Origin of the sequence: Rhizobium johnstonii 3841, from assembly GCF_000009265.1 — a bacterium.
GTDB classification, from domain to species: domain Bacteria; phylum Pseudomonadota; class Alphaproteobacteria; order Rhizobiales; family Rhizobiaceae; genus Rhizobium; species Rhizobium acaciae.
This window is the reverse complement of sequence record NC_008380.1, coordinates 2,342,760-2,355,496: the sequence shown is the minus strand read 5'-3', so window position 1 is coordinate 2,355,496 and position 12,737 is coordinate 2,342,760. Positions and strand designations below refer to the sequence as shown.

General features: G+C 61.2%; 12 protein-coding genes. 1 reads left to right on the top strand and 11 read right to left on the bottom strand.

The features are described 5' to 3' along the window. Positions 1-158 precede the first annotated feature (158 nt). Positions 159-1,448, top strand: a complete 1,290-nt coding sequence (gene gltA, locus RL_RS11570) for a citrate synthase (protein ID WP_003539304.1) — start codon at positions 159-161, stop codon at positions 1,446-1,448. A 31-nt stretch (positions 1,449-1,479) separates the two neighbouring features. Here gltA and lpxB read toward each other — a convergent pair whose 3' ends face one another. From lpxB to pyrH, 11 genes are all read right to left on the bottom strand, one after another. Beyond that, positions 1,480-2,658, bottom strand: coding sequence for a lipid-A-disaccharide synthase (lpxB, locus tag RL_RS11565; RefSeq protein ID WP_011651824.1), 1,179 nt, complete (start codon positions 2,656-2,658; stop codon positions 1,480-1,482). Then, positions 2,655-3,536: an LpxI family protein gene (locus tag RL_RS11560; RefSeq protein ID WP_011651823.1), complete on the bottom strand. Its 882-nt coding sequence runs from the start codon at positions 3,534-3,536 to the stop codon at positions 2,655-2,657. The genes lpxB and RL_RS11560 overlap by 4 nt, the downstream gene beginning before the upstream one ends. A 3-nt stretch (positions 3,537-3,539) precedes the next feature. Beyond that, positions 3,540-4,358, bottom strand: a complete 819-nt coding sequence (gene lpxA, locus RL_RS11555; protein WP_011651822.1) for an acyl-ACP--UDP-N-acetylglucosamine O-acyltransferase — start codon at positions 4,356-4,358, stop codon at positions 3,540-3,542. Next, positions 4,355-4,822 carry a 3-hydroxyacyl-ACP dehydratase FabZ gene (fabZ, locus tag RL_RS11550; protein WP_003539296.1) on the bottom strand — a complete coding sequence of 156 codons (468 nt, stop codon included), beginning with the start codon at positions 4,820-4,822 and terminating at the stop codon, positions 4,355-4,357. The genes lpxA and fabZ overlap by 4 nt, the downstream gene beginning before the upstream one ends. Next, the gene (lpxD, locus tag RL_RS11545; protein WP_011651821.1) at positions 4,815-5,879 is read right to left on the bottom strand and encodes a UDP-3-O-(3-hydroxymyristoyl)glucosamine N-acyltransferase; all 1,065 of its coding nucleotides are present in this window, start codon (positions 5,877-5,879) and stop codon (positions 4,815-4,817) included. The genes fabZ and lpxD overlap by 8 nt, the downstream gene beginning before the upstream one ends. A 50-nt stretch (positions 5,880-5,929) precedes the next feature. Then, entirely contained in the window at positions 5,930-8,263 is a 2,334-nt protein-coding gene (gene bamA / locus RL_RS11540; protein ID WP_032984271.1) for an outer membrane protein assembly factor BamA, read from the bottom strand. 199 nt (positions 8,264-8,462) lie between these two features. Continuing rightward, on the bottom strand, positions 8,463-9,596 hold the full coding sequence (gene rseP, locus RL_RS11535) for an RIP metalloprotease RseP (protein WP_011651819.1): 1,134 nt from the start codon (positions 9,594-9,596) through the stop codon (positions 8,463-8,465). A 28-nt stretch (positions 9,597-9,624) separates the two neighbouring features. Continuing rightward, on the bottom strand, positions 9,625-10,455 hold the full coding sequence (locus RL_RS11530) for a phosphatidate cytidylyltransferase (RefSeq protein ID WP_011651818.1): 831 nt from the start codon (positions 10,453-10,455) through the stop codon (positions 9,625-9,627). Continuing rightward, positions 10,455-11,198, bottom strand: coding sequence for an isoprenyl transferase (locus RL_RS11525; RefSeq protein WP_011651817.1), 744 nt, complete (start codon positions 11,196-11,198; stop codon positions 10,455-10,457). Before RL_RS11525 ends, RL_RS11530 begins: the two co-directional genes overlap by 1 nt. 37 nt (positions 11,199-11,235) lie before the next feature. Next, a complete protein-coding gene (gene frr, locus RL_RS11520; protein ID WP_011651816.1) occupies positions 11,236-11,796 on the bottom strand; it encodes a ribosome recycling factor in 561 nt (186 codons plus the stop codon). A gap of 164 nt (positions 11,797-11,960) precedes the next feature. Continuing rightward, a complete protein-coding gene (pyrH, locus tag RL_RS11515) occupies positions 11,961-12,683 on the bottom strand; it encodes a UMP kinase (RefSeq protein ID WP_003539289.1) in 723 nt (240 codons plus the stop codon). Between the last annotated feature and the right edge of the window lie 54 nt (positions 12,684-12,737).

The following is a 12,737-nucleotide window of genomic DNA, read 5'->3' as shown; positions in this document are numbered from 1 at the left end:
CGTGCGGCTCATCGCTGCAGTGCCTAAAAGGTGATACCGCAATGCACAAAATGCCATCACGGTAACTTGGCATTAGCTTCACGATCATATAGCTATCGGTGAGGACGCTTAACCCCTATGGCGCTTTTATGGCGCCACCGCCATTTCGGAGGATCAGCATGACGGATCAAAGCGCTACAATAAAAATCGGTGACAAGTCTGTCGACCTTGCTGTCAAAAGCGGCACGATCGGCCCGAGCGTCATCGATATCGGTGCCCTCTACAAGAACACGGCTTCCTTCACCTACGATCCGGGTTTTACCTCGACCGCATCCTGTGAATCGAAAATCACCTACATCGACGGCGACGAAGGTGTCCTGCTGCATCGCGGCTATCCGATCGAGCAGCTCGCCGAGCACGGCGACTTCCTCGAAGTCTGCTACCTCCTGCTTTACGGCGAACTGCCGACCACCGTGCAGAAGAAGGATTTCGATTACCGCGTCACGCACCACACCATGGTGCACGAGCAGATGAGCCGCTTCTTCACCGGCTTCCGCCGCGATGCGCATCCGATGGCCGTCATGTGCGGCTGCGTCGGCGCGCTGTCGGCCTTCTATCACGACTCCACCGACATCACCGATCCGCACCAGCGCATGGTCGCCAGCCTGCGCATGATCGCCAAGATGCCGACGCTTGCCGCCATGGCCTACAAGTACCATATCGGCCAACCCTTCGTTTATCCGAAGAACGACCTCGACTATGCCTCGAACTTCCTGCGCATGTGCTTTGCCGTGCCTTGCGAGGAATATGTGGTCAATCCGGTGCTTGCCCGCGCCATGGACCGCATCTTCATCCTGCATGCCGATCACGAGCAGAACGCCTCGACCTCGACCGTCCGTCTCGCCGGTTCGTCGGGCGCCAACCCGTTCGCCTGCATCGCCGCCGGCATCGCCTGCCTCTGGGGCCCCGCTCACGGCGGCGCCAACGAAGCAGCGCTCAACATGCTGAACGAAATTGGCACGGTCGACCGCATTCCGGAATATGTCGCCCGCGCCAAAGACAAGAACGATCCGTTCCGCCTGATGGGCTTCGGTCACCGCGTCTACAAGAACTACGATCCGCGCGCCAAGATCATGCAGAAGACGACGCATGAAGTGCTCGGCGAACTCGGCATCAAGGACGATCCGTTGCTCGAAGTGGCGATGGAGCTGGAGCGTATCGCCCTCACCGACGAATATTTCATCGAGAAGAAGCTCTATCCGAACATCGACTTCTATTCCGGCATCACGCTGAAGGCGCTGGGCTTCCCCACGACCATGTTCACCGTGCTCTTCGCGCTTGCCCGCACCGTCGGCTGGATCGCGCAGTGGAACGAGATGATTGAGGATCCGGAACAGCGCATCGGCCGTCCGCGCCAGCTCTATGTCGGCGAACCGAAGCGCGATTACATCCCGGTTTCGAAGCGCTGATCGCTTCCAAGGAACCCAAAAGAAAACCCGGTCAGAAACGACCGGGTTTTTTCTTTTTCAGCACGTCGAGAAGTATCTCGGCGGCATGCTCGCCGGGCGGCTTTTCGGTCTGCATGCGTTGCCAGACGAGATCGTAGCCCTCGTTCATCGCCTTCAATTGGAACGTGTCGGCCGACAGCCGCTCCATCCAGCGCGCAAGGCTGGCGCCGCGGACGATCTCGTTCAGATATTCCGGCACGACGGCATAATCAGCGATGATATTGGGCAATGCGCCCGTCCACACCTTAATGCGCCGGGCGAGCAGCCGGATAATCCAATCCGTCTTGTAAACGGACACCGTCGGCACGCCGGCAAGGGCGAGTTCGAGGATCACCGTGCCGGAAGCTGCCATCGCCGCATCCGCCTCGGCAAAGGCCTTCCATTTCTGCGCCCGCCCGACCGCCACCTCCGGCGGCGTGACCCAGCCGGCGACGAGCCCCTTCACCAGCGCTTCGTTGTGCGGCACGGTCGGCAGCAGGAAGCGCATCGGGCCGTTGCGGGCGACGAGTTCCTTGGCCGCATCCTCGAAGAACGGCAGCAGTTTGGCGATTTCGGAGGATCTTGACCCAGGAAGCATCAGGATCGCCTTGCCAGCTCCCTCGACGGGTGCGCGCATGGCGCGCTGCCGCCGCGCTTCAAGCAGCGCCGGATCGGCGGTCAGGCGATGGCCGACATAGGTGGTCTCAGGCCCGCCGAGCGCACGCATTGTTGCCGGCTCGAAGGGCAGGACGGCGAGCACATGATCGACATAGGCGAGCATGCGCGTGGCGCGATATTCCTTCCAGGCCCAGACGCTCGGACAGACATAATTGACGACAGGCAGGTCGGGCAGCGCGGCGCGGACACGCTTGGCGACGCGATGGGTAAAATCCGGGCTGTCGATGATAAGAAGAATATCCGGCCTTGCGGCGATGATGGCAGCCGTCGTCTGGCGGATCAGGGTATAGAGCTTCGGCAGCCGGCTCAGTACCTGGGTGATGCCCATAATCGACAGCTCGGAGAAATCGAACAGGGATCTCAAGCCTTCGGCCTGCAGCCCCTCGCCGCCGACGCCGACGAGTTCCACCGGTCCGCTATGAATCCGCTTCAGGGCGGCGATGAGATCGGCACCGAGCAGATCCCCCGACACCTCACCGGCAATGACGGCGATCTTCAACGGCGCCCCGTTCATTCGAGCCCCCATGCCGGCAGGCCGCGATCGATGCCGCAGACGAAAAGCCCAGCCTCATCGGCGGCTTTGATGACGGCGGCCCGATCGAGCACCAGCGAGCGGCCGGCCTCAACGGCGACGCCGGCAAGGCCGGCCTTCCTTGCGTTCAGGACCGTGGAAACGCCGATCGCCGGCAGGTCGGCGCGAATATCCTGCTGCGGTTTGCAGAGCTTGACCAGCGCGCCGCGGCGGCGCGGCGAGATGCGCCCGGCGGCTCTAAGATCCGCGACACGCTCCAGCATCTCGTCCGTGCCCTCAAGACCCTCCAGCGCGACGATACGCCCGCCGATGGCGACGGCGCCCTGCCCGACATCGAGCCGGCCGAGCATTTCGGCAGCTTCCGCCGCGCGGCTGATATCGCGCCGGTCTTCTTCGCCCGGTATCGCCGTGCCGAGCGGGCCGACGGCGGCAAGAAGGTCGGGGGCGATCTCATGGGCACCGACGACACGCCGGCCGTTTCCCTCGATCAGCCGGATCACCATCTGCAGCACCCTATCGTCGCCGCCGGACAGCAAGGTGCGGATCGTGGCCGGCATCTTCATCAGAGTGCGCAGCGTCGGCCGCACCTCGCGCCATTCCGGCCGGCGCCGCACGCTGCCGGACATGACGACACGGCCGATGCCGTAGCGGTTCAAGAGGCCCTCGAGAGCTGCAAAATCGCCGATACCGATGACGGCATGGTCATACCCTTCCCAACGCCGGTCGCTTTCGTCCTTCAGCGCGACGATCACGGGATTTTCGCCCGCCGCGCGCGCAGCTTCGGCGACATAGGAAGGCAGAAAGCCGCCGCCGGCGATGATCGCCAGCCGGCCCGCAGCGGTATCGCCGGAAAAAGTCACGGACTAGCCCTTCTGCCCCCGGGTCGGCGAGGACAACGCGCGGTCGCTGTCGGCGGCGATGAAGTCGAGGATGTGGACCGCCTGCTCGCAATCAGCATATTCTTCGCGGATGGCGGCGGCGTTTTCGCGGACGGAGCCCGGTCCTTCGAAGATCGATTTGTAGGCGCGCCGCACCCTGTGAATGACGGCGCGGTCGACGCCGGCGCGCGTCATGCCGACGACGTTGAGGCCGCTCAGCAGCCCGGGATTGCCGTTCAGCATGCCGTAGGGAATGACGTCGTAGCTCACTGCCGAGAGCCCGCCGACGAAGGCCTGACGGCCGACGCGGGTAAACTGGTGAACGGCCGAGCCGCCGCCCAGGATGACGCGATCCTCGATGACGACATGGCCGGCAAGCATGACGTTGTTCGACATGATCACGTGATTGCCGACCCGGCAGTCATGCGCGACATGGGAATTGGCAAGGAAGAGATTGTTGTCGCCGACGATCGTCTGGCCGCCGAAATCGGCCGTGCCGGTGTTCATGGTCACGCCTTCGCGGATCGTGCAGTTGGCGCCGACCGTCAGCGTCGTCTCCTCGCCACCGTGATGCACGCTCTGCGGATCGCCGCCGACCACCGCCATCGGGAAGATGCGCGTGCCCTTGCCGATCACGGTGCGTCCGGTGACGATCGCATGCGACAAAAGCTCGACATTCGCATGCAGGACGACGTGCGGCCCGACATGGCAGAAGGGACCGATCTTGACGCCCTCACCGATGGTCGCGCCGTCTTCGACGACAGCCATCGGATGAATGCGGGCGCTTTCGGCGATAGTGCTCATGCCTGATCCTTACGAACGATCATCGCGCCGATATCGGCTTCGGCGACAAGCGCGCCGTCAACCTTGGCATCGCAATGGAATTTCCAGATATTGCCGCGCTGCTTGTGCTTCCTGACATGGAATTCAACACGATCGCCGGGCACGACGGGCTTGCGGAAGCGCGCATTCTCGATGGTCATGAAATAGACGAGGTTGCCTGGCTGGCCATCCTTCTTGGCACAGATCGCACCCGCGGTCTGAGCCATGCCCTCGATCAAGAGAACGCCTGGCATGATCGGAGATTCCGGAAAATGGCCGGTGAAATGCGGTTCGTTCACTGTGACGTTCTTGATGCCGATCGCCGTGTTGTCGCCGTCGATCTCGATGATCTTGTCGACCATGAGAAACGGGTAACGATGTGGCAGCAGTTTCATGATCTCGATGATGTCAGCCGAAGAAAGCGTTGTCGTGGCTTCCTCAGTCATTTTGCTCGCCTCCAGGTTTCTTCCCGCGCAGCTTCGTCTTTGACATCTGTTGCGCGACATCTCTCAGATAGTCATTCAGCGGACGCCCAGGTGTACCACCATATTGTCCGCCGGCGGCAAGATCGGTCATGATACCGCTTTGGGCGGCGATCTGCACGCCATCGCCGATCGTCACATGCCCCTTGATACCGACCTGGCCGCCGATCTGAACGCCATTGCCGATCTTCGCGCTGCCGGCGATGCCGACCAGCGCAACGATGGCGCAATGGCGGCCGATCTGAACGTTGTGGCCGATCTGTACCTGGTTGTCGATCTTGGTGCCTTCGCCGATCACCGTATCGTCCATGGCGCCACGGTCGATCGTGGTGTTGGCGCCGATCTCGACATTATCCTGGATGATCACCCGGCCGATCTGGACGATCTTGATCATGCCGCGCGGGCCCGGCGCATAACCGAAACCATCCTGGCCGATGCGTGCGCCGTTGTGGATGATGACGCCATTGCCGAGCAGAGCGCAGATAATGCTCGCGCCGGCCGCAATCGAACAATCCCGGCCAATCTTGACATTCGGGCCGATGATGCTGTGCGCGCCGATGCGCGTCCCTTCGCCGATCTCGGCATGCGCACCGATGACGGCCATCGGCTCGACGATCACACCCTTTTCAAGCCTGGCGCTCGGATCGATCACCGCGCTTGGCGCGATCTCGCTTTCACCGGAAAAAGCGACCGGGCGCAGTGCCGCGGGATAGAACAGGCCGCCTGCCATCGCGAAGGCCGCGTGCGGATTGGACGACAGCATGACCGGCAGATGTTGGGGGACGAGATCGGCGAGCGCCTTGTCGCAGATCACCGCCGAGGCTTCGCATGTCGCCAGCTCATCGCGGCTGCGGCGCGACAGGATATAACAGACATCGCCCGCCCGGGCCCGGCTGATGGGGGCAACGGACCTGACGATAACATCGGCATAGTCGGAGTTAACAAGTTCCGCCCCAAGAAACTCTGCCAGCTCAGCGAGCTTCAGACCTTCATGGGGCAGAAAGAAAACGTTTTGCTCCATCGGCAATGCTCCAGAACGGAATTGAGTCTTACAGTTCCGGACTGCCGATATCAGAATTGGTTGTTGATGCCAAACTTGAAGTTCTGCGTCTTGTCGAAGTCTTCCTTGAGGACCGGGATCGCGTAATCCAGACGCAATGCACCGAAGGGAGACTGCCAGACGACGCCGACACCGACGGAGGCGCGCAGCGAAGCGCTGGTACCGTCGGCCTGGTCTGACCCAAGAAGCTCGACGTCATTGCCGAACAGCGTACCGGCATCGGCAAAGACTGCGCCGCGCAGGTTGAAGTCACGCGGGAAGCCCGGCATCGGGAAGGTCGCTTCTGCAGACGCCGTGAAATAGGTCGTGCCACCGAGCGGGTCATCGTTGTCCCCGCGGATGCGCGGGCCGATACCCTTGTTCTCGAAGCCGCGAATGTCGCCGTTGGTCAGCGTGAACTGGTCGAAGACATTCAGATGGTCACCCAAGGGAACGACATAACCAGCCGAAGCGGAGAGCGAGCCGATGATATCGGCATCGTCCGCGAGCAAGTGGTAATAACGGGCCTTACCGTAGATCTTGTAGAACTGCGAGTCGCCGCCAAGGCCGGCAAGTTCATGCGTCGCCGTCGCATAGATGCCTTCACGCGGCAGTACGGTGTCGTCAAGCGTGTTGTAGGTCAGCGTCTGCGAGACGGAAGAGCGTGTCCACGGGCTCTCGTCGACCAGATTTGCGTAGGTCGCCGAAAGATCAGAGGTATCGCCGTCATACTTCATCTGCTTGTAGTTATAACGGAAGGTTGTCGCCAGATCTTCGGTGATCGGCGCAGTCACACGCAGGACGACGCTGGTTTCTTCGTAATCGTAATCGTCGTTGCTCGACGTTTCGCTGCGGTTGACGTCGAAGCCTGCCGCCAGACGGTAGCCGAGGAAATAGGGTTCGGTGAAGCTGACGCCGTAGGCGCGCGAGCCTTCCTGGCCGCCACCAGCCGAGATGCGGATGTACTGGCCACGGCCGAGGAAGTTCTTTTCCTCAATAGACGCTTCGAGCAGCAGACCATCGCCGCCGGCGGCATAACCCGCGCCGACACCGAACGAACCGGTCGACTGATCCTGCACGTCGACGACCACCACGACACGATCGGGCGAACTGCCCGGCTGGGTGGAAATGTTGACCGAGGAGAAATAACCGAGCGCTTCGAGGCGACGCTTGGCCTTGGTGATCATCTGCTGGTTGAAGGCGTCGCCTTCACTCATGTCGAATTCGCGGCGGATGACGTAGTCGCGCGTGCGGCTGTTGCCGCGGATCTCGATGCGCTCGACATAGGCGCGCTCGCCCTGGTCGACCAGATATTCGACACCGATCGTGTTGTTGTTAAGGTCGCGGTTACCGCGCGGCGTGACGCGCGCAAAGGGATAACCGGCAGACGCCACCTGATCGGAGATCGCCTCGATCGACTTCTGCACTTCCTTGGCGTTGTAGACTTGGCCTTCGCGGGTGCGCACGAGCGGCTGCAGCTGCTCTGAGCCGACGCCTTCGACGGTCGACTGGACTGTCACCGGTCCGAAGTCATAACGCTGGCCTTCCTCGATGTTGAAGGTGAGCGTGTATTTGTTGGTCGCGTCGTCGAAGGTGGCATCGGAAGAGACGATGCGCATGTCGGCATAGCCGCGATTGTAATAGAACTGGCGCAGCGCTTCTTCGTCGGCGTGGAGCTTGTCTTCGTTGTAGACGTCCTTGCGGGTCAGGAACGACAGGAAGTTCGAACGCTTGGTGGCGATGACGGCAGCCAGACGGCCGGCGCTGTAGGCATTGTTGCCAACGAAGTTGATCGAATCGATCTTGGTACGGTCACCCTCGTTGATGACGAAGGCAAGGTTGACGCGGCCTTCGCCGAGCGGCACCACCTGCGTCGTGACTTCGACCTCGCTGCGGCCGGTGGCAGCGTAAGCTTCCTTGATCGACTGGATGTCAGCCTGAATCTGGGTGTCGCTGTAGGGACCGGCAGCGTGGGTCTGGACGATCGTCGCGAGCTTGTCGTCCTTGATCTTCCGGTTGCCGTTGAAGACGACCTGATTGACCAACTGGGCTTCCTGAACGTTGACGACCAGCGTGCTGCCGGAGACCGAGATCTTGACGTCGGAGAAGTAACCCGTGCCATAGAGCTGCTTGACCGAGGCATCGATATCGCTGTTCGAAAAACTCTTTCCGGGAGCGATGGTGAGGTTCGACCGGACGGCTTCGGCGCCGACACGGCTTGCGCCGCGCACATCGATGCGCTGGATAACCGCGGCCTCAGCGGCCGTAGCGGAAACGAACGTCAAAGCACCTGCGCCCGAAGCAACAACACTAGCAGACAGCGCAACCGCCGATACTGCGTTCAAAAACTTTGAACCAGCCTTCATTTCACCCATTACCTTTTGTTTCCCTCGTCCCCGGCTCCAGGAGAACCCGATTCCGGTCACGTGTGTCGTTTTACCCGCTTTTGACATACAAGCAAGGCAGGTCGTTAATTTCTGTTTACTTCATTTGCAAGCGTGACCCATTCGCCACTACAGCCTTGAAACATCGTAAATAAATAGTAATTACCGTAGCCTTGCTCGTTTACCCTCTCAACGAGCCAATGTCGTTCCAGGTCGTGAAAACCATCAATGTCAGTATCATCGCCAGGCCGATGCGAAATGCAATTTCCTGGGCCGAAGAGCCGAGCGGTTTCCCCCTCACCGCTTCCACCGCATAGAACATCAGGTGGCCGCCATCAAGTACCGGAACCGGCATCAGGTTAAGCAATCCTATCGAAACAGAAAGCACCGCCGCAAGCTGCAACACTGCGCCTATTCCAAGCGACGCCATCTGGCCCGAAGCTTGCGCCACGCGGATCGGCCCGCCCAATTGATCGGCGCGCATCGTTCCGCTGAAGATGTTGCCGATATATTTGAAGGTACCGGTGACAATGTCGCGGGTCTCGATCACAGCCTCGCGCAACGACTCCAGCGGCGTATAGGTCTTCAGACGGAAGTTGCCGGCCTCCCGGCTGGTGACGATGCCGATCTGGCCGAGCTCGACCTTGTTGCCGAACTGGTCGGTCTGGTCTACGCGCTGCGGCACCATCGGCACATCGAGCTTCTGGCCGGCGCGCTCGATCGTCACGACGATCTTCTGGCTCGGGCGGATGCCGACATAGCGGCGCACGTCGTCGAAGGTCTCGACCTTGCCGCCATCGATGGCGACCAGCAGATCGCCGGGAAGGATGCCGGCGGCAGCGGCGGCGCCGTCTGGCTTGACCTCGGCAACGACGGGATCGGCGATCGTGCGGCCATAGACCGAGAAAAGAATTGTGAAGATGGCGATCGCCAGCAGAAAATTGGCGATCGGGCCAGCCGCGACGGTTGCGGCGCGTTTCCACAGCTTGGCGCCGGCAAAGGAGCGCGCCCTGTCCTCCTCGGACATGGCGGCGATCTTGTCGGTATCGGGCTTGCTCGAGGCATCCTCGTCGCCGAAGAACCGGACGTAGCCGCCAAGCGGGATCACCGAAATCTTCCAGCGCGTTCCGTGGCGGTCGGTGAAGCCGAAGATCTCCGGACCGAAGCCGACGGAAAAGGCAAGGATGCGAATGCCGCTCCAGCGCCCGACGAGGTAATGGCCCATCTCATGCACGAAGACGAGCAGTGACAGCACGAGGATGAAGGTAACGATGTTCCCCATCAGAAATGCGTATATGCCGCTCATCGTTTCCATGAGTCCCTTCCGTCAGACTGCAGCGTTGTCAGAGTCCGAACAATGCCGCGCCGAGCGACGTCATTCCGGCCCCCTTTATCAGGGAAAAAAGCCCAGCAAGCAAGAACGCCGAAAAACAGGCGAAAATCAGTCCGTCGACACGGTCCATGACGCCGCCATGGCCCGGAATGAGACGGCTCGAATCCTTGACGCCGAATTTCCGCTTGATGAACGATTCGAAAAGATCGCCCGACTGGCTGCAAACCGAGAGAACGAACGCCACGCCGGCGGCGATGATTTCAGCGCCCGGAAGGAGAAAATGGACGAGAACGACGCCGGCTACGACCGCCGAAACGGCGCCGCCGATTGCACCCGACCAGGTCTTTCCGGGCGAGATCGAAGGGGCAAGCTTCGGCCCGCCAAGCGCCCTGCCGACGAAATAGGCAAGGATATCGGTTGCCCAGACGACCGCAAAGACGAAGAGCATGGCGTAAAGGCCAGCCCGGTCATCGCTTCTGATCGCGGCAAGCGCCAGGCCGGTGGCGCCGGCATAAAACAGGCCCACTGGCAACCAGCGGCTCGTGCCCTGCAGGATGATCAGAGCGATGCCGACGGCGGTGACGCCGGCCAGCATGCCGGCGGCGAATTCGAAATTGCCGACAAGCACGAGGAAGGCAATCGCCGCCTCGCCGATCCAGCCGACGGCATTGGCGACCCAATCCCGCGCGATGCCTGTCATTTTCGACCATTCATAGTAGATCAGCAGGCCGATCACGACCGCCAGGATACGGAAGGCAAGGCCGCCATACCAGGTGGCGGCAAGAACGATGGCCGCAAGAATCACTCCTGAAACGATACGGAGCTTCAATTCCCTCTGCATCAGGTGCCGACCGCGGCCGCCTGCGACGACAGGCCGCCGAAGCGCCGGTCACGAGAGGCGAATGTCTCGAGCGCCGAGCGGAAGATCTCGGGGCTGAAATCCGGCCAATACTCCGGAAGGAAGATGAATTCCGAATAGGCGGCCTGCCAGAGAAGGAAGTTGGAAAGCCGCTCTTCGCCGCTGGTGCGGATAATGAGATCCGGATCGGGAATGCCGGCCGTGTCGAGACGGGCGTTGATCAGCGCCGGTGTAATATCCTGCGCCCTCAGGCGGCCAGCCTCGACGTCCCTGGCGAGACTAACGACGGCGCGGGCAATCTCATCACGCGAACCGTAGTTGAAGGCGATGACGAGTGTCAGTGACGTGTTGTCCTTGGTCGTCTCCTCCGCCTCCAGCAAGAGGCCCAGAATATCGCTGCGCAGGCTGTGGCGGTCGCCGATCACCTTGATCCGCACGTTCTGGCGATGAAGCTCGGCGAGGTCGCGCCGGATAAAAGCCTTGAGCAGGCCGAGCAGATCGGAGACCTCTGCTTCGGGCCGGCGCCAGTTCTCCGAAGAGAAGGCAAAGAGGGTCAGATATTTTATGCCGGCCGCACCGGCGGCGCGGACTGTCTCGCGCACCGCCTCGACGCCCTTGCGATGGCCCATCGTGCGCGGCAGGCCACGTTGCTTGGCCCAACGGCCATTGCCGTCCATGATGATGGCAACATGCTCTGGCACAGTCAAAAATACAGATTCCGACATTTCCCGTCCGGTCTTTCCAGGCAAAGGCACAGATCCACTAGACCTGCATGATTTCCTTTTCCTTCTCGCCAAGCAAGCGGTCGATTTCGGAAATCGTCTCGTCCGTCATCTTCTGTACACGTTCCGACTGCGCCCGGCTCTCGTCCTGGCCGATTACGCCGTCCTTTTCGGCTTTCTTAAGGCCGTCCATGCCGTCGCGGCGGACATGGCGAATCGCCACTTTGCTCTTTTCGGCATAGTCGTGCGCCACCTTGACGAGCGACTTGCGGCGCTCCTCGTTCAGCTCCGGCAGCGGAATGCGCAGGTTCTGGCCGTCGATGATCGGGTTGAGGCCGAGATTGGATTCGCGGATGCCGCGCTCAACGGCGCTGACCATCGACTTGTCCCAGACGGAAACCGACAGCATGCGCGGCTCAGGCACGGTGATGTTGGCGACCTGGTTCAGCGGCATGCGCGAACCATAGGCCTCGACCGTGACCGGGTCGAGAATGTTGGCCGAAGCACGGCCGGTGCGCAGCGATGCGATGTCGCCCTTGAATACGGAAATCGCACCGTCCATGCGGCGCTTCAGTTCCTTGATGTCGATACCTTCACTCATGTCGATGCTCCCGTCCAGAGCATGATGCCGAAAAGTGTCAGTGGTTTTCGGGCGACATCATGCTCTAACTATTTAATGTAGAACATGATTCAGATTTAGGCCCACCGGGCCTAAAATCATCATGTTCTAGCGAGGGCTGCGCCGAAACCGCGGCGCAGCTTATATCAGTTGTCGGAGACGATGGTCTTGAGGCCACCGCCCGTCAAGATTTCAGCAAAACCACCCTTCTCGTGGATCGAGAAGACGATGATCGGAATGGAATTCTCCCTGGCGAGCGCCACGGCGGCAACGTCCATCACCGCCAGCCCTCTGTCCAGCACTTCCTGGTGCGTCAGCCGGTCGAGGCGGGTCGCATCGGGATATTTCTTCGGGTCGGCGGTGTAGATGCCGTCGACCTGCGTGCCCTTGAAGATCGCTTCCGCACCCATTTCGGCGGCGCGAAGTGCTGCGGCGGAATCGGTGGTGAAGAAGGGGTTGCCGGTGCCGCCGGCAAAAATCACCACGCGTCCCATCGACAAATGATAAAGGGTCGCGCGCTGCGAAAAGCTCTCGCAGATCTCGGGCATGGAGATGGCCGAAAGCACCACCGTATCGATGTTCAGCTTGCGCAGCGAGGTCGCCAGCGCCAGCGCATTGATGATGGTGCCGAGCATGCCCATATGGTCGCCGGTCACCCGGTCGCCGCCCTTGGACGCCACCGCGACACCGCGGAAGATATTGCCGCCACCGACGACGACGCCGACTTCCACGCCCATATGCCGTGCCTCGGCGATGTCCGATGCAATGCGGTCCGCCACCGTCACATCGATCCCGAAACCCTGGCCACCCATGAGCGCTTCGCCGGAAGCCTTGAGTAGAACACGTTTATAGACAGGCTCTAAAGACATCTTGGCTCCTCGTAAATTGCCGTGAATGCCCGATACACGAAGGGCACCGCGTTG